The organism is Rhodococcus sp. ENV425 (assembly GCF_002887785.1).
Classification (GTDB): domain Bacteria; phylum Actinomycetota; class Actinomycetes; order Mycobacteriales; family Mycobacteriaceae; genus Rhodococcus; species Rhodococcus aetherivorans.
Map to the genome: position 1 here is coordinate 9,817 of NZ_PCZU01000020.1, position 16,772 is coordinate 26,588.

Annotated in this window: 12 protein-coding genes and 2 pseudogenes; 9 read left to right on the plus strand and 5 right to left on the minus strand. The window is 66.9% G+C overall.

Features of this window, described 5'->3' with window-relative positions; genetic code table 11:
- Both CQZ88_RS00955 and CQZ88_RS00960 read right to left on the minus strand, forming a co-directional pair.
- The coding region (locus tag CQZ88_RS00955; protein ID WP_258008399.1) for a Tn3 family transposase at positions 1-2,452 on the minus strand (2,452 nt) is incomplete at its 3' end.
- 100 nt (positions 2,453-2,552) lie between these two features.
- Positions 2,553-5,039: pseudogene (locus CQZ88_RS00960) on the minus strand (Tn3 family transposase); the annotation flags it as partial.
- Between the two features lie 270 nt (positions 5,040-5,309).
- Here CQZ88_RS00960 and CQZ88_RS29690 point away from each other — a divergent pair.
- Complete coding sequence (locus tag CQZ88_RS29690) at positions 5,310-5,477, plus strand: hypothetical protein (protein WP_180986912.1); 168 nt, start codon at positions 5,310-5,312, stop codon at positions 5,475-5,477.
- 39 nt (positions 5,478-5,516) lie between these two features.
- Here CQZ88_RS29690 and CQZ88_RS00970 read toward each other — a convergent pair whose 3' ends face one another.
- Positions 5,517-5,708: a hypothetical protein gene (locus CQZ88_RS00970; protein WP_006554640.1), complete on the minus strand. Its 192-nt coding sequence runs from the start codon at positions 5,706-5,708 to the stop codon at positions 5,517-5,519.
- A gap of 847 nt (positions 5,709-6,555) precedes the next feature.
- Between CQZ88_RS00970 and CQZ88_RS32340 the strand changes: the two are divergent.
- The 8 genes and pseudogenes from CQZ88_RS32340 to CQZ88_RS01015 form a co-directional block, all read left to right on the plus strand.
- Positions 6,556-6,816 (plus strand): annotated as a pseudogene (locus CQZ88_RS32340) (site-specific integrase); the annotation flags it as partial.
- Positions 6,817-7,225: 409 nt separating this feature from the next.
- Positions 7,226-8,473, plus strand: coding sequence for an IS256 family transposase (locus tag CQZ88_RS00985; protein ID WP_102799107.1), 1,248 nt, complete (start codon positions 7,226-7,228; stop codon positions 8,471-8,473).
- 81 nt (positions 8,474-8,554) lie between these two features.
- Positions 8,555-9,124, plus strand: coding sequence for a tyrosine-type recombinase/integrase (locus CQZ88_RS00990; protein WP_180986913.1), 570 nt, complete (start codon positions 8,555-8,557; stop codon positions 9,122-9,124).
- Complete coding sequence (locus tag CQZ88_RS00995) at positions 9,121-11,649, plus strand: tyrosine-type recombinase/integrase (RefSeq protein ID WP_228045259.1); 2,529 nt, start codon at positions 9,121-9,123, stop codon at positions 11,647-11,649. The genes CQZ88_RS00990 and CQZ88_RS00995 overlap by 4 nt, the downstream gene beginning before the upstream one ends.
- Positions 11,646-12,257 carry a DUF6262 family protein gene (locus tag CQZ88_RS01000; protein WP_006554650.1) on the plus strand — a complete coding sequence of 204 codons (612 nt, stop codon included), beginning with the start codon at positions 11,646-11,648 and terminating at the stop codon, positions 12,255-12,257. Before CQZ88_RS00995 ends, CQZ88_RS01000 begins: the two co-directional genes overlap by 4 nt.
- Positions 12,258-12,349: 92 nt before the next feature.
- On the plus strand, positions 12,350-12,733 hold the full coding sequence (locus CQZ88_RS01005) for a helix-turn-helix transcriptional regulator (RefSeq protein ID WP_072786599.1): 384 nt from the start codon (positions 12,350-12,352) through the stop codon (positions 12,731-12,733).
- Complete coding sequence (locus CQZ88_RS01010) at positions 12,730-14,688, plus strand: cation-translocating P-type ATPase (RefSeq protein ID WP_006947237.1); 1,959 nt, start codon at positions 12,730-12,732, stop codon at positions 14,686-14,688. The genes CQZ88_RS01005 and CQZ88_RS01010 overlap by 4 nt, the downstream gene beginning before the upstream one ends.
- A gap of 94 nt (positions 14,689-14,782) precedes the next feature.
- Positions 14,783-15,130 carry a DUF3703 domain-containing protein gene (locus tag CQZ88_RS01015; RefSeq protein ID WP_006554224.1) on the plus strand — a complete coding sequence of 116 codons (348 nt, stop codon included), beginning with the start codon at positions 14,783-14,785 and terminating at the stop codon, positions 15,128-15,130.
- Between the two features lie 465 nt (positions 15,131-15,595).
- Here CQZ88_RS01015 and CQZ88_RS01020 read toward each other — a convergent pair whose 3' ends face one another.
- Together CQZ88_RS01020 and CQZ88_RS01025 are read right to left on the minus strand one after the other, a co-directional pair.
- Positions 15,596-16,552 carry a Fic family protein gene (locus CQZ88_RS01020; protein ID WP_017682286.1) on the minus strand — a complete coding sequence of 319 codons (957 nt, stop codon included), beginning with the start codon at positions 16,550-16,552 and terminating at the stop codon, positions 15,596-15,598.
- Position 16,553: 1 nt separating this feature from the next.
- Positions 16,554-16,772: hypothetical protein (locus CQZ88_RS01025; RefSeq protein ID WP_258008401.1), on the minus strand; the 219-nt coding region annotated here is incomplete at its 5' end.

Genomic DNA, 16,772 nt, shown 5'->3' on the forward strand with positions numbered 1-16,772 from the left:
CCCGGAACCGGGGCGAGAAGTTGTAGCCGAGCATCGAGAACAGGCCGAACACCATGTCGGAGTACGAGGCGTTGTCGGTGGCGACCATCTCCGGCTTCACCCCGGCGTCCAGGTTCAGCAGGGTGTCCAGGATGTGCAGGGAGTCGCGCGGGGTGCCCGGCACGACCATCTGCCCGATCCCGGCGACCTGGTCATTGACCGCGTTCAGCCACGTGATCCCGCGTTTGAAGTGGTAGTACTTCGGCGAGGGACCGGCGTTGATGGTCCGCTTGGGCACTACGAACCGCAGCCCGTCCACCGAGGCCAGCAGGCCCTCACCCCAGTGGGAGACGATCGGCACCCGCGCCTGGGCCTCGATCAGCTTCGCGTTCGCCGCGGCGATGGTGTCGGCGCGCAGGTAGTACTGGTCGACGTGCACCAGCCGGCCCCGGGTCAGTGCTTCGTCCTCGGGGTCGATGACGGGGGTCAGGCCGATGTTGCACGCCTCGGCGACCAGCAGCGCCACCAGGGAGGTCTTCAGGTTCTCCATGCGGGTGCGGCCGTCCCCGAGGTGCACGAACGCGTCCAGGAACCCAGTCCAGGAGTCGACCTCGAACAGCAGGTCCGGCAGGTCGATCTTCGGGAGCATCGCCGCGGTGGTCTTGCGCAGCCACCGCAAGGACTTCGGCTCGCCGACCGCGCCGAGCCGGTCCACGTTCAGCTTCAGCCGGCCGCCTGGCTGCACCTCGAAGCTCAGCTTCGCGTCCTGCCCGGCCTCCTCCAGCCGCTCGGCCATCAGCTGCCAGGCCGCGTCCAGCGCCCGCACCCGCCCGGCGAGGTGTTCCTCGACCGGCTCGTCCAGGCTCAGGCCGTGCAGGACGTCGTCGGCGACGGCCTCCCACTGCTTGCCGGCCAGCAGCCGCGCCCGCGGGTCGGCCCACCGGTTCGACGGCGAGGCGAACACATTCCGGGAGTTCAGCGCCCTGTACAGCTGCTCCAGCACGCACACCACGTACGCGTCGCGGTCCACCGCACCCTCGGGCAGCTCCGGGTTGGAGTACACCGCCGACCGCCACGCCGGTGGCACCAGCTTGGCGTCGATCTCACGCGGCAGCAGCGGCTTGACCTTGACCTTCCGCCGTGCGAGCGCGGGCAGCCGCCGTACCGCCTCCAGGATGCGCTTGCCGGCGGAGGCTGCGCCCAGCGCGGGCGACTCCCCGAGCAGCGACAGGAACGGGCGGACGGTGTTGTAGCGGGTGGCCAGCAGGCGCCGCATCTCCGCCTCGGCCTCGTCGTCTCCCGGCCCGATCATCTCCGCCGCCAGCTTGGACGCGGCCTCGATCTCCGCGCGGGGGCCGATCTCCGTCTCCAGTGCCCGCCACATCGCGCCCGGATCGAAGTCCGTGGCGCTCTCGGCGATCAGATCCAGTTGCTCGCTCCACAGCCGGAACACCCCGTCGACCATGCGGAACGCCTTCACCACCCGGGCCCGGCCCGCCACCCACTCCCGGTCTGTCGCCCGCCGCGCGGCGCTGATGAGCTTCACCTGCATCAGCAGCGCGAACAGATCCAGCGCGTCATCGATTGCGGATGCTTCCAGGTGACGGACCACCGAGGTCAGCAGCGCGGTGCGCTTCGGCTCCGGGGTGCGCTCCAGGTTCGGCGCCTTCGACCCCAGCCCCGTACGGGCCAGGGACGCCAGCCGGTTCGGCGGGACCTTGTCGATCCGCACCCGGCCCAGACGGAACGCGGCGATCTCATCGACCCGCTCCAGCGCCTTCGCCATGCTCGTGCCTGTCGTCCGCGTCGGCGGCCGGCGCAGCCGCTCCAGCTCCGACACCCGACGGCCCTCCGGAACATCCAGCAGCGCCACCAGGTCCGCCGGCAGTGCGCCGTCCGCGCGGCGCGCGGCCCCCGCCACCGTGGCGTACAGCCGCTGCTCGGCCGTGCCCCGCACCTCGGCCACCTGCCGGGCCAGCACGCTCACCCCGGGCAGCAGCACACGGTTGCGCCGCAGCCAGCCCACCGCCTGGTTGAACAGCGCCACCGGCCCCTCGGCGGCCGTCCACGCCCGCCCGTGCAGAAACGTACGGAACTTCCGCCCCCACTCGCGATCCTCGAACTGGTGGTAGCCGTAGGCGTCCCGGATCTCCCACGCGTGCTCGTACGCCGTCTTCAACCGCTCGGTGTACCGCTTCACGCACGAGGCGTCCTCCACGCCCAGGTGCTCGGCCAGGTACTCCACCACCGGCCACGGCACATCCAGCGGGTCCTCCAGGAACAGCCCCAGGTAGCGGACCGTGCACATCTGGAGTGCGAACCCCAGACGGTTGTGGTCACCCCGCCGTTTCCCGATCAGCTCGCGATCGACGTCGTCGAGGTAGAAGAACCGCTCCAGCTCCGGACGGGTCGGCTCCTCCACGAACCGTCCGTACGCTGCGGCCTGCTCATCAGTCAGAAATTCCACCGGCACCCGGCGGACGGTAGCCCCACGCCACACCGCTCATACGATCTTTCTCCGAACCCCAGCAGCCAAGTGGATCATTGTGCTAGGCGGACAAGATCATCCCTTAGCGCCAACGGCTGTTCCATTGTTCCCCGAGGCCGAGGTTGGCCTTGCGGGTCATCAGCGGGCCCGCGTGCGGGAACCGGGCCTCGGCCTCGGCGCGCGGGCCCGGCCGGTACAGGGTGATCCGCCCCAGATCCCGGATCCGTGGCGAGAGCTGCATCCCGAGCAGGTCGAACAACCCGAAGTTGACCAGGGTGACCCCGTGGGTGTCGGTGGCGTGCTCGGTGATCGGCAGATCGGTGGCGTTGCCCAGGATCTCATCGAGCACGTAGTGGGCTTCGCGTTTGGTCGCCACGATGACCTTGGTGCCGTAGGTGGCGTGGGTGTCGCTGACATGGGTGTAGGTCGACAGGCCCTCGCTGGCGAAATAGCGGCTCAACGGCCGCGCCGTGGTCGACTTACCGCGCGTCGGGAAACGCTGCCCGTCGCTCGACGACAGTGTTCCGGCGCCGAACACCGCGGTCAGCGGCAGCCGCTGGTGGTAGCCGACCAGTACCAGGTTGGCCGCGCGCAAAGTCTCCTCGCGCACATACCACTCGTCGGTCCAGGCCAGGATGTCGTAGGTGATTCCGCACGCCTCGGCCATCCGGGTCAACCCCAGGTTCGTCGAGTGCGCCAGCAGTACCGCGATCAGGTTGCGTTTGAGCTCCGGCGTCCGGGTGGCCTGACCGCCGGCGTGGGTGAAGCAGTCCAGGTAGCCGGTGCGTTTGTCCAGCTCGATCAGCAGCGACACGATCGGCGCGAACGGCAGCATTTCGGTCAGCTCGGCCTTGAGCGTGATCGCCTCGGCGGGAACATCTTCCGCGCTCAGCGGCGAGATCACCAGATCCCCGCCCTCGTCCAGCCGGACCGGGCCGTCCCCGCCGGCCAGCACCTCCTCCAGCTCACCGAGAGCGTCGTGCAGTTCGGCGACCACGGTGGCCAGCGCGACGCCAGGATCGGCGGATCGCCCGACCAGGCCGCAGAACTCAACGCGTTGCGGTTCCCACTGCCCGGTGGTGAGCAGGTAGGCGGCCGGGTCGGCGTAACGGCGCGAGCCCGGCACGAACACATCCCCGCTGCGCAACCCGTCACGCAATCCGAGCAGCACACACAACTCCCAGTAGTGCCGATACGCGGTCGCGCTGCCGGATTTGCGGGCCTCGTCGAGGTAGCCGCGCCACTTCATCGGCACGAACCCGGTCGGGGCGTCATCGAAGACCTTGCGCCGCCCGGTCGCGTTCAACTCGCGCAGCATGTTCACCGCGATCAGCAACTCGGTCGCGGCGGTACCGCCGCAGAAGCGCACCGCTTCGAGCACCGCGGGGGTGAACTGACGCAGGGAGTTGTAGGAGGAATCCAACGCCGCCAGATGCCCGTGATCACGCGGCAACCTGGGCTTGGCCTGGGCGATCGCCGCGCGCAGGCGCTCCCACCCGATCTTCTCGCCGCGGATCAGCGCACCGATCTCCTCATCCGGAACGCCGGGGTCGGTGACGATTTCCAACAGATCGTCCAGCAGCGCCTGACGGTCCTCTCCAGTCTTCCCTCGTTCGGCCAGCCGCTGCTGCATCTTCCGTTCGGCAGCACCGAATTTCACCGAGATCGCCTGATCGAACAACGCCACGACCTCATCGAGGACATCGGTGCCGGACTGGGCCAGCACCGTGAGCAGGATCGGATACCGGCGTTGCGGATCCCGACGTTGCAGCGCTTGCGGACTCAGGCGCCGGCCCATCGTGGCCAAAAACCGGCGCCGCTCGGCGGGCAGCACCGACATATCCAGCCGATCAGCGCCCAACCCGCGCAGGAAACCCAGCTTGTCGACCTCGGCGCGGACCGCGGCCGCCGAGGCCTCCACCGGCCCGGTCGACAGCCACCGCAACCGCGAGATCCCCAGCGAAGCGTCGGTGACAAGCAAGCCGTCCAACTCCGCGCACCGCGCCGCAGTGAACTCGTGAGCGAGCCGGTCATAGGTTTCGGTCTGGGCCTGGTGGCGGGCGTGGGCGACCCGCTCGACCACGGTGACCGGGCCTGGCCGGATCACCTTCGCCGAGATCAGATACTCACACGCCAGCCGGAACAGCAGAGTCGGGGAATCGTGCTCCATCGCCCGCGCGAGCAGGAACTCATCGAGCTCCTTGAACTCGAGCGCACCGACCGCACGCCATCCCAGGTACCGCGCGGCCAGGCGCACATGCTCGGTGCGGGTCTTGGCTCGCCTGCCGTAGGCACCGATCACCACCGGATCCAACCGCAACTGCTCGGCGACACGAGCCACCGCCACCGGCGGAGCCGTGACCAGCCGATCCGGCACGAATCCCAGCCACGGCAGCGTACACAACGCGATCGCCAAGCCCAGCCGCTCGGCTGGGCCCCGGCCCCGGCCCGGATCCACGAACGCCAGATCCGCAGGCGTCAGCGTGAAGTACCGGAACAGCTCCTCGCGGCTGATCTCCGGGAATCCCCGCAGTCGTTCCAACTCCTCGTCCGCGAACATCCGCGTCGCCACGACCCCAGCCTCCACCAGCACCGACCAACATCATCATCGGCAGTCAAGCACCAACCAGTCGACAGCGCATGCCGAACTCGAAACCCCGTGCCCACCAGTCGGATACGCCAAATCCGCCCGATTTCCGGCGGATACTACGGCTACCCCTCGAGGTCCGACACCTCCGGTCGCGAGGGTGGTCTGCACGGCGCTCCTCGGCGAATCGGAAGCAGACGGGGCTCTCACCACGGCGCGGTCGGCGATCGTCGCCACGGTGAGAGGATGGCCGATATGGCCTTTCCTCCAGAAGACGATCACGGGCAGCCCGGCCTGGTCCGGCTCGACGACGGGCACTACGGCTACCGCTGGAAGGACAGCGACGAGGTCATCGTGCTCTACCCCCCGGGCGTCGACCCGCCTCAGCCCGACTCGAGCGTGATCGTCACCGAGGCCGGCTGAGACGCTCGTCGGTCGTCGCCGGTTCGATGCCGCGGTCCGTCAGTCGCGGCCGGCGAAGTACTCGGCGAATCCTGCCACGAACCCGCGTTCGTAGGCGTCGACGTCGGGCTGCCCGACCGGCGCGGTGAACCATGTCGCGGCGTCGTCCCCGCTGGTTGCATCGCCGAGGTGGTCCCGCTCGGAGGCTTCGCGGAAACCCGCGGCGTGCCCCTGCGCGTAGGCGGTGGTCATGCACCGGTCCCTTCTCGTCGTCGTGATCGCGGACGGCGTAGCACGCACACTACGGTCAATGCACCGGGCTGTGTTCTGGTGCGCCCTCACATCCAGAAAAGGCACTGTGTTTGAGGGCGCCGACGACAAGAGTCCTACGTCACATATGCCCCAAAACGGTCGTTCGGTGTCTTAATGTCTCGGGGCGGCCGCACCCCGCCCCTCGGCGATATTCAGGGTCGACATCGCGGATCGAGGCAGTGCAGCTGTGCTCATCTTCATCCCTCCGGCCGGCCGTGATTGCGACGATCGTAGTGGCCTGCACGTCGGTGGAGCCGTTCGGCAGTGCGATGCGGGCGCGGCGCGAGGTGGCCGACGGGTGCGCTACAGTCCCGATCAGCGGCGAGCAAGGGGCCGCTACCTCCCCCCTCTCGGCTCGAGGATTCTCCGGGATCCCCGGCCCGGACCCGGTGACGGTGTTCACCGGGTTCGGAGAGGTAGCGGCCCCCGCGCGCTGACGAACAGCGGCAGGCCGACGCTTCCCGAAGACCGCCGTTGACGCCCCTCCATCGACCTGCCGCACCCCGATCATAGCGAGGGTTCGAAAGTATGTGCGAAAATCGGGAGGTGGTGGCGTACGAGCGCGCTCCGAAGATGTGCCCAGCGGTTATGTACCCCTATGTAGTCGATGTCAGCGCTTGTCCGCGCAGGGGAGACCGAGACATGTTCTGACAGTTATGCATCCGGCTATCAGCAGTTTGCCGTAGCGTCCGGACGCATGCCGGAGAAGCCGACGTACAGCGTGACGTCAGCGATCCATACCCAGACCGGTGAGCAGCGATTTGTGATCGTCGATCGCGACGGGCGCATGCACCCGGCTGGCACCGCGTGGCTGCAGTACCTCAGCGACAGTGGGCGATCACCCCTCACTGCCCGTGAGTATGGACGCCGGGTCGCGGGATATCTCTCCTGGTGTGCCCAGACGATGGACTGGCGCACGGCAACGCTCAGTCATATCGCGTTGTGGCGACAGATCGTCGCGGCCACTCCTATGGGGAAAACAAATGGTCCGGCGGTGACTCGGGCAGCGTCGACCGTCCAGTTGTGGGTCATTGCTGTGCGCTCGTTCTATGAGTGGGCCGATGCGCATGAGCTGCTGGAAACCGATCTGATCGCGCGGATGACGCAGCTCAAGTACTTTCCTCCCGGCACTCGAGCGGGCGGTGAATTCGGCGTCACCCGTCGAGTGTTGGTCGATTCTCTACGGTCCGTGACGGAGACCGAAGCCACGCCGCGATGGATCGCGGATGCGGATGCTCGCACGGCTCTCACCCATCTCGAACTCGGCACCCGAGACCGCTTCCTGGTCGATCTTCTGTCCACAACAGGCATCCGTGGGGTAAGTCCCAGGGAGTGGTGGGAATCGGTTGAGGGCATCGGGCCAGGTCCGTGGCGTGTCGCTCCCTCGCCGAGAGTGGGCCATCGCGTAGTGATCAACGAGTTACCGACCAAAGTGACTCACAGAAAGCAACCACGCGATGACCCACGACCATTCTGCACTGCTCGCCCAACTCGACGCACTCACCGGTGCCGACAGCGCCACCGTGTTCGCCGAACTGATCCGCACCGGCCTGCAGGCGCTGATCGAAGCCGAGGCCACCGACAAGCTCGGTGCCGGCCGCTACGAGCGCACCGACACCCGCATCACCCATCGCAACGGGCACCGCACCAAAACCGTGGCCACCACCAGCGGCGATGTCGAGGTCAAGATCCCCAAACTGCGGTCCGGCTCCTTCTTCCCGTCGCTGCTCGAACGGCGCCGCCGGATCGATAAGGCCCTGTACGCGGTGGTCATGGAGGCCTATGTGCACGGCGTGTCCACTCGCAGTGTCGACGATCTGGTCGGTGCGTTGGGCGTCGGATCCGGGATTTCGAAGTCGGAGGTCTCGCGGATCTGCGCCGGCCTCGATGCCGAGATCGCTCGGTTCCGCGAGCGCACCCTGACGCACACGAGCTTTCCGTACGTGTTCCTCGACGCCACCTTCTGCAAGGTCCGAGTCGGTGCGCACGTGGTCTCCCAGGCGCTGGTGGTCGCGACCGGGGTGTCGATCGACGGCACCCGCGAGGTCCTGGGCACCGCGGTCGGTGATTCGGAGTCGTTCGAGTTCTGGCGTGAGTTCCTCACCAGCCTCAAGGCCCGGGGTCTGTCGGGAGTGCATCTGGTGATCTCCGATGCCCACAGTGGGCTCAAAGCCGCTGTGATGCAGCAGTTCGCGGGATCGTCGTGGCAGAGATGTCGGGTGCATTTCATGCGCAACATCCGGGCGTCGGTGGCGGCCAAGCATGTGCCGCCGGTGATGGCCGCGGTCAAGACGATCTTCGCGCACACCGACCCGGTCGAGGTGGCCGCGCAGTGGGATCAGGTCACCGACACCTTCTCCGGGTCGTTTCCGAAGGTCGCGGCGTTGATGGAAGCCGCCAAGCACGATGTGCTGGCGTTCACCGCGTTTCCGAAGGCGCACTGGCAGAAGATCTGGTCCAACAATCCGATCGAGCGGCTCAACAAGGAAATCAAGCGTCGAGCCGACGTCGTGGAGATCTTCCCGAACCCGGCGGCATTCCTGCGCCTGGCGACCGCGGTGGTCATCGAACAGCACGACGAATGGCAGGTCACCCGCCGCTACGTCTCGGATGTGAGCATGGACGAGCTTCGGGCGGTGATCGCCGCCAAGCAGCACGCTACCGAACCGGTGGTGTCGTTGACCGGTTCGAGCGAAACAGCATAGTATTCGCCGCGACTCGTCGATCACCGCGCATACCGTGAGCCGATCCGAAGTCCACCACTCCACGGGGCACTATCCATCCGTGTGGGCGAGGCGTTGTCGCTGTTCGTGGCCGATCTGCATTTCGGTGGAGGTTCGAGGCAGCTGGGTTGCCATCACGTCGACCCGCACTTTCACGTGCGTGTCGGCAACTCGGTGGAGAACCGGGCCCGCGCCAAAGGGCGGCCTCGAACGTTGTTCGTTCATCGTGATGTTGTCGAGGCCTACATCGACTATGCCCTGGAGCGTCGAGAGATCCTCTCGGCGGCCTCGGTCCGTGATTCGAGTCCGCATGTGTTCGTCAATGTGCGCTCCGAGCCTCGTTGGCTGGGACGAGCGATGAGCTACCAGTCGGTGAAACGACTGATGGACCGGTGTTCACGAGCTATCGGCCATGATCTGAGCGGTCCGCACATGCTGCGCCATACTTTCGCCACCCGGCTGTTGCGTGGGATCGACTGCGACCCGGTACCGATCGATGTTGTCCAATCGCTGCTCGGGCATGCCAGCATCACCTCGACCCGGATCTACACCCACGATGTCGAAACTGCGATGAAAGCGGCTACCTCGGCGCTGGCACCCCGCCCCACGCCGCCGATGACAGCGTCGCGTTGATCGGCGTCGGCGGCGGTGCTGCGCTCTCGCTGTGGACAGAAAGCGGTTCACCACCGGTCCTGACATGGCGCGAGCACCTGTTGAGCCACATCGATACGCAGTGGCGACCGGGCGAGTACGACCATCGCCGGCTGATTCTGATTCCGAGCCCGGACAATCCTCGGACGCTGTTGCGGCGCTGCTGGCGCGAGGGCTGCTTCCATGTTGTGGACGGGGTACGACTCTGCCCGTCGTGCACCGCCGAGCACGCCGTGACCTCGGGACAGTCGTTGGAGGAGTTCTGTGCTTCTCCGCCGATCGTGCGTCGGGACATACGCACGTGCCTAGTCGGATGCGAGCGCACGACCCGCCGAACCGGCCTGTGCTACGCACATGCCAGGCATTACCAGAATTCTGTCCACAAGCACGGTGCCGACCTCGGCCTCATGGAGTGGATCGAACTCACCCGGCCGACGATTCTGGAGAAGACGCCATCATGCGCGATACCCGGCTGCCGGTACGACCAGGTCACCGCGACGTTATGTTCGAACCATCGAACAGCGGCACAGTGCTGGCTCACTACCTGGAACGCTGCCGGCCGGACACCACCCGCGGATGTGAACCTCTGGATCCAGCGCTCCGCGGAACCGATCGACGAGCAGACCGGCCGGACCATGGCCACGTTGCGTGCGGTGCCCTTCGGTTTGTTGGAAGAGCCTCTCCGTTTCGAGCTCGTCTACGCCCTGCAACTGCGCGACACCGACGCCAAAGCCAGCCTCGACCCCGTCCACCTCCGACATATGCACCACGCATTGCGTCGCGGCGGGGTGAGCACTCTCATCGGCTCGGATCCGCTCCAGGTCGCTGAACTCACCACGTCCACACGAGCTGTGCGGGTGTTGGCCGCTGACTGCGTCCGCCGGATCGAAGCAGAACACCGCGTGTGGTCCGGACGTGACGATCGGGATCCGAGGTTGATCCACTTCGTCGACCTCGATCTCACAGATCACCATCGGCCGGGCCCGAAGGCTGTGGCGGATCTGAACGGCTTCACCCAGAACTGGATTGTGGAGAGTGTGGCTCACTGGATGTGGAACACCCGCACCCACACCACCACCATTTCGCGGATGCTCGGGGCATGGCGTCTCGCCGATCGGGTGCTGAGTGTGCACGACAAACCGCCGTCACGGCTGAGCGCGACTGACATCGACGCCATCGTCCGAGCGATCACCGCGAAATGGCCCTCCGCGACCGAGCAACGACGCCGGATGACGATGCTCTGGACGCTCATCGAGTACGGGCATCGGGTGGACGACCTCGAGCACATTTGGAAGAACATCCCCTCACGGTTCGGTCGAAACCGCACGACGCACAGGCCGAAACCGCGCAGCGGTACCGGACGCGACGACGACGAGCCTTTCCGGTTCGTACCCCAGCCAGTCGTGGATTGGCTTATGGACCATCTCCACCTCGTCGAGCGCGACACCGATTACCGGACCATGGAGGCGCGGGCCTTGCTGTTTCTGCTCGAACGCTGCGGCCGCCGGCCCGTCGAGCTCTTGCATCTGCGCGATGACTGTCTGTCCTTCGACTCGTCCGGACACCCTTTTCTCGAGTGGGAGCGCATCAAGGCACCCCGGAGCGCGGGAAAAAGGTTGCCCATCCACCGTGAGACCCATGACTTGATCCGGCAGTGGCAAAAGGTCAAAAGTGAGTGCGGGATCGAATCGCAGTGGCTGTTCCCGTCGAGCAGGTATCGACATCGGGACGACCCCTACGGGACCGGGTATTTGCTGTCCCGACTGCGGGAGCTTGTGACCGCGGTGCTCGAGCATGCGCCGTACCCCGGCCGGGTCGAAGGTGCCGACGGAAACCTGATCGACTACGACCTGCGGACCATCGATGCTTATGCCCTGCGGCACGCCTACGCGCAGCGCTACGCCGACGCGGTGGATGCGGACGGCCGAAGCACGACACCCCCCGACGTGCTGCAGGCGCTCATGGGTCACAAGTCGTTCACCACGACGATGATGTACTACGAGGTCGGCGCCAAACGCCGTAAGAAGGCACTCGCAGCCATCCCGCCCCGGAGAATCGATTCCTTCGGCCGCGTCGTCGACGTCAATCCCGAGCGCGATGGCTTCACTCGAGTTGCCGTCGCCCTCGGACACTGCGAAGAACCACAGAATGTCGCGTTGGGCGGCGATGGGTGCATGCTCGCCCACGCGTGCGAAGCCTGCCCGTTCTTCCGGGTCGATCCCCTCGAACGCGATGGCATGATCGCCAAACGGGTCGACCTGAAGGTACACCTCGAGCGGGCGTCGGTTATCGGAACTCCCCAGCACATGCTCGATCACTATAGAGCCCGAATTGACCACTGCACCAACATTATCAACGCGATCGACGACTACCTTTCCACCCTCCCTCCCGAGGAGGGCGCGGCGATCCGGGTGGCGCTCGACAGCATGGCCGATATCCGACGCCGCGCCACCTCCGCACGACGAATCGACCTTCGCTACCACCTGAAAGCAGTCGACCAGCCATGACCACCACCGCGGCGATCGCCGGTTTGATCCACTACAACTCCGCCAGAAGCAAGCAGAAGACGCAGGCGGTCCTCGACGCCGTCGCCGAGCTTCGCGAGAGCCCGCGGGGTCGAATCACCAAATCGATCGTCGCCAGGCACGCGGGCGTCTCCCGCGAATTCATCTACGCCCATCCCGACCTACGCCAGCTCATCGACGCTGCCGCACGGGAACTTCTACACAACACGACGTCGATCCCCTCGGAAAACGCGAGCATCGACGGACTCCGCGCCCAGAACCAGACGTTCGCCGCCAAGATCTCCGACCAGAAATCCGCCATGGCGCACTTGCGGTCCACGATCCAGGAATTACAAAGACAGCGGCAGCATTATCTCGGTGACGCACTCGCTCACTCGACCATCGATATCGGCGATCACCAACGCCTACAAGCGGATCATGACCGGCTTGCCGCTGAAAACATCGCACTACGGCACCAAGTGCTTCAACAAGACAACCTCCTCGCGGAACTTCGCGAGGACCTCGCTGCATCCCGACGAGCACACGCCGAGGACCTCGCGCACCAGAATTGTGCGGACGGGACGGTCCCGCTCCACGGCCGGAGGGTGTGACGACTCACCCGTTGTCGGCCCATCAGAGACCGCGGTAGCGACGCTGACGAGACGGTTTCCATTCATCGTTGGTTAGCGGTTATTATCGCCGTATGGCGATTAATAGTGTGGATGGGTGCCTCGCCGCAGCGGGCACCGAATCGAGTCTCGATGCGGCGGTGGCGTTGTTCCACAGCCTCTCCGACGGCACCCGACTGGCGATCGTGCGCAGCCTCGCCGGCGGGGAAGCCCGAGTAGCGGACCTGGTCGGCGAGCTGGGATTGGCACAGTCGACAGTGTCGGCGCACGTGGCGTGCCTGCGGGACTGCGGCCTGGTGCAGGGCCGGCCGCAGGGCCGGCAGGTGTTCTACTCGCTGACCCGACCGGAACTGCTCGATCTGCTGGCCTCGGCCGAAACCCTCTTGGCCGCCACCGGCAACGCCGTCGCGTTGTGCCCGAACTACGGCACCGGCACCGACACCGGGGTGACGGCATGAGCGACGCCTGCGGGTGCGGCCACGACGAACCCCGCGTCGAAGGCGAGGACGAGCACGAGCCGGACAAGTGGTGGCAGGTCACCGAGATCCGGGCCGCCGCAGTGGCCGGTGTGCTGCTGATTGCGGCTCTGATCGTCCACCTGATCGGTGGGCCCGACGCTCTCGGGACGGGCTTCGAGGCGGTGGCGCTGATCGTCGCCGGCTACACCTTCGTCCCCTCCACCCTGAAGCGGCTGGCCAAGGGCAAGATCGGCGTCGGCACCCTGATGACCATCGCCGCCGTCGGCGCCGTGCTGCTCGGCGAGGTCGGCGAGGCCGCGATGCTCGCGTTCCTGTTCGCCATCAGTGAGGGCCTCGAAGAGTACGCGGTCACCCGCACCCGCCGCGGCTTGCGCGCCCTGCTGAATCTGGTGCCCGACACCGCCACCGTCCTCCGCGGCGGCCGTGAACAGACCGTCGCCCCCGCGGAGTTGAGGCTCGGGGAGATCATGATCGTCAAGCCCGGGGAGCGGCTCGCCACCGACGGCACCATCCGCACCGGCCGCACCGCCCTGGACACCTCCGCGATCACCGGGGAATCGGTGCCGGTCGAGGCCGGACCGGGTGATGAGGTGTTCGCCGGATCGATCAACGGCACCGGCGTGCTCGAGGTCGAGGTCACCGCCGGCGCGCAGGATAACTCGCTGGCCAAGATCGTCAAGATCGTCGAGGCCGAGCAATCCCGTAAGGGCGAGGCCCAGCGTCTGGCCGACACGATCGCCAAGCCCCTGGTCCCGGGGGTGATGGTCGCCGCGGCGCTGATCGCCGCGATCGGCAGCGTGTTCGGCGATCCGCTGGTGTGGATCGAACGCGCCCTGGTCGTGCTGGTCGCCGCCTCCCCGTGTGCGCTGGCGATTGCGATCCCGGTGACCGTGGTCGCCGCGATCGGCGCCGCCTCCAAGCTCGGTGTCCTGGTCAAGGGCGGTGCCGCCCTCGAAGCGTTGGGCCGGATCCGCACCGTTGCGCTGGACAAGACGGGCACCCTGACCCGCAACCGACCCGAGGTCATCGACGTCGCCACCACCGGCGGCGCCACCCGCGCCGACGTCCTGAACCTTGCAGCGGCACTCGAGGCCCGCAGCGAACATCCCCTCGCCGCAGCGATCCTCGCCGCCGTCGACGACTACACCCCGGCCGGGGACGTCGACGCGGTCCCCGGCGCCGGACTGACCGGACACGTCGGCGGCATCCCCGCTCGCCTGGGCCGGCCGGGCTGGATCGACCCGGGCCCCCTGGCCGCCGATATCGAGCGGATGCAGCACGCCGGAGCCACCGCGGTGCTCATCGAACGGGACGGCACCCTGATCGGCGCGATCGCGGTGCGCGACGAACTGCGCCCCGAAGCCCGCGACGTCGTTGCGGGGCTGCGCCGCGACGGCTACACCGTGGCGATGCTCACCGGCGACAACGAGCGCACCGCACGAGCGTTGGCCGCCGACGTCGGCATCGACGAGGTCCATGCCGATCTGCGTCCGGAGGACAAGGCCCGCATCATCGACACCCTCCGCGGTACGCGGCCGACGGCGATGGTCGGCGACGGCGTCAACGACGCCCCGGCCCTGGCCACCGCCGATCTGGGGATCGCGATGGGCGCGATGGGCACCGACGTCGCCATCGAAACCGCCGATGTCGCCCTGATGGGTGAGGACCTGCGGCACCTGCCCCAAGCCCTGCAGCATGCCCGACGCTCCCGGACGATCATGTTGCAGAACGTCGGCCTGTCGCTGGCGATCATCACCGTCCTGATCCCCCTCGCGTTGTTCGGGGTGCTCGGGCTGGCCGCCGTCGTCCTGGTTCACGAGGTCGCCGAGATCATCGTGATCGCCAACGGGGTCCGCGCCGGCCGCGCCCGCGCCCTCGCCGGCCCGACGCCGGGCATGCCCAAACCAATGTCGGCGTCTACGGCCAGCGCATGACCGGTACACCGATCGCGAGAGTGCGGCCGCCGTGGCGACTGCTGCTCGTGTCCGGTGTCGTCGATGCTCGCACTGAATCCAAGGAGTCCGCACTATGACCGCGATGTCCACGATCGTCCACGCCGCCTACACCGCCGAGATGGCGGCCGCCCGCGCCACGTCCGTGGACAGCGAGCGGTGGGCGCACCTCGAGCGTGCGCACATCCTGTCCCAGCCCTACCCGTGGCCGCACACCCGTAACCACCTCGCCATGCTCGGTCTTGCTCTGCGCCAGCGTGACCGTCGTGAAGCTCTCGGTCAGGTAGTGCGGGTCATCGTCGCGTCTCCCGGGTCCACGCTGGGCCGTTACCCCGAGGGCAACACCGGTCGTACCCGTGCCGGGCTGATGACCCGGATGACGGTGCCGGCCGACCTCGCTGAAACCCTCGCCGCACAGCATTGATTTCCTCGAGTGTCCTCAGGCAGCACAGCGAATGGGCACAGTATCCACAGCAACTGACACCCCACAGCCCGCTGGCCAGCAAAAACCGACGTAGGGGTGAGATAACGGCGGGGCACGATCTGGGGCCGAATCGTGTGGCGGTGGGGTGGATTCCCTGTTCATGCGAGACGACTCGGCGGCCGTCGGGGGCGATGGGTCACCGGACGTACCGGTGTTTATGTGGGGCCGAAATTCTGATCCCGCCGCATACCGGGCCGGTCTTGTTCGGGGTGCAGTGGCCCACAAGGGAGCCGGGGGCCTCGCAGACGGGGCGATAGCTGCGCGGCAGGGGTGGCCGTGAGGCTGCCGCGCCACCGCTGCGCGCCGGCTTGCCCTCGAAGCAGTGATGGAGCCGATCGGGGTCTACTGAATGCACCCCGGCACTATTCCGAATATCTGTTTCTTCCGTCTGATGCGGTATTCGAATTACGGGTCGAGGTCGTGGCTCGTGTGGTGCCTGTGGGGCAGGTCCACGGTCGCGGCGGGGGTGTCTGGCGCGGCGGTGCCGGGGATTCTTGCCCGGACGGGCCGGGGGTGGCCGAGGGTCGCGGCGGCGATGGCGCGTAGGTCGACGCCGTGGTCGATGATCGGGCCGACGGGTAGTGGGTCGGTGGGGTCGGTGATCGCCATGTCGAGTACTTCGCGCATCAGGCGGGTGTCGCCGGTCTGCATGTACTCGAAGCGCCCCCAGACGAATTGCTCGCGGAGGTCTCCGAGCAGAGGGTTGCTGGCGAGGTCGGCTTTCTTGACGGCGATGAAGCGGTCGGTGTCGAGGGTGTAGCCGGCCTCGGTGCACAGCTGCCGGAAGAACGCGAATTGGCTTCGGGTGTTGCCCTCGCGAAAGCTGTGAACGTGATTGATCCGCAGCCACACTTTCGTCAGCTCGTCGAGGAACTGTTCTCGTCCGAGTCCGCGGAGGTTGTCCTTGGCGGCGATGCGATCGAGAACCAGGGCGCTGGCCTCGGGGACGTCGCGGGCCTTGAAGTACGAATGCGGGATCTCGGTGACCCGGCGCTGACCGTTGCGCACGGCGGCGACGTCCGGCCCCATCTTGACCATCGGCCAGTCCCGTGGTGCGGTGCGCAGTTGCCCGGCCCAGGGGTAGATGTCCTGGAACAGGTGGTGGTGGATGCGTTGGAAGTGTGGCAGGTCGAACCGGCCGGGGATCGGATCGTCGGCCAGCTCCTGCATGCGCAGGTAGCTGATGACGCCTTCGGTGCGGTGCAGCAGGTCGGCGTCGGGGATGCCGTGCGGCCATTTGTCCGATCGCAGGACCAGGCTTTTCATCACGGCGCGGTTGGTGTCGGGCATTCCGTCCGGGTGCCAGTCGACCGTGTCGGGGATGAAGTAGTCGAGCCATTCGCGGGAGTAGCGCGGGGCCATGTCAGTCGATCTCGTAGCCGGCTTCGCGAGCCATGATCTTGGTGACTTCGTCGATGGTCGTGGTGCCTTGGATCAGTTCGACCAGCAGTTCCTTGTCGGCGTCGCTCATCTCGCGGCCTTCGATGGCCATGATCGGTTCCATCGCGGCGACGGCGGCGCGGGCTTCGGCTTCGGTCTTGCGTGGTGTCACAGGTTCCCCCTGGTCGGTGGTATGGTGGGG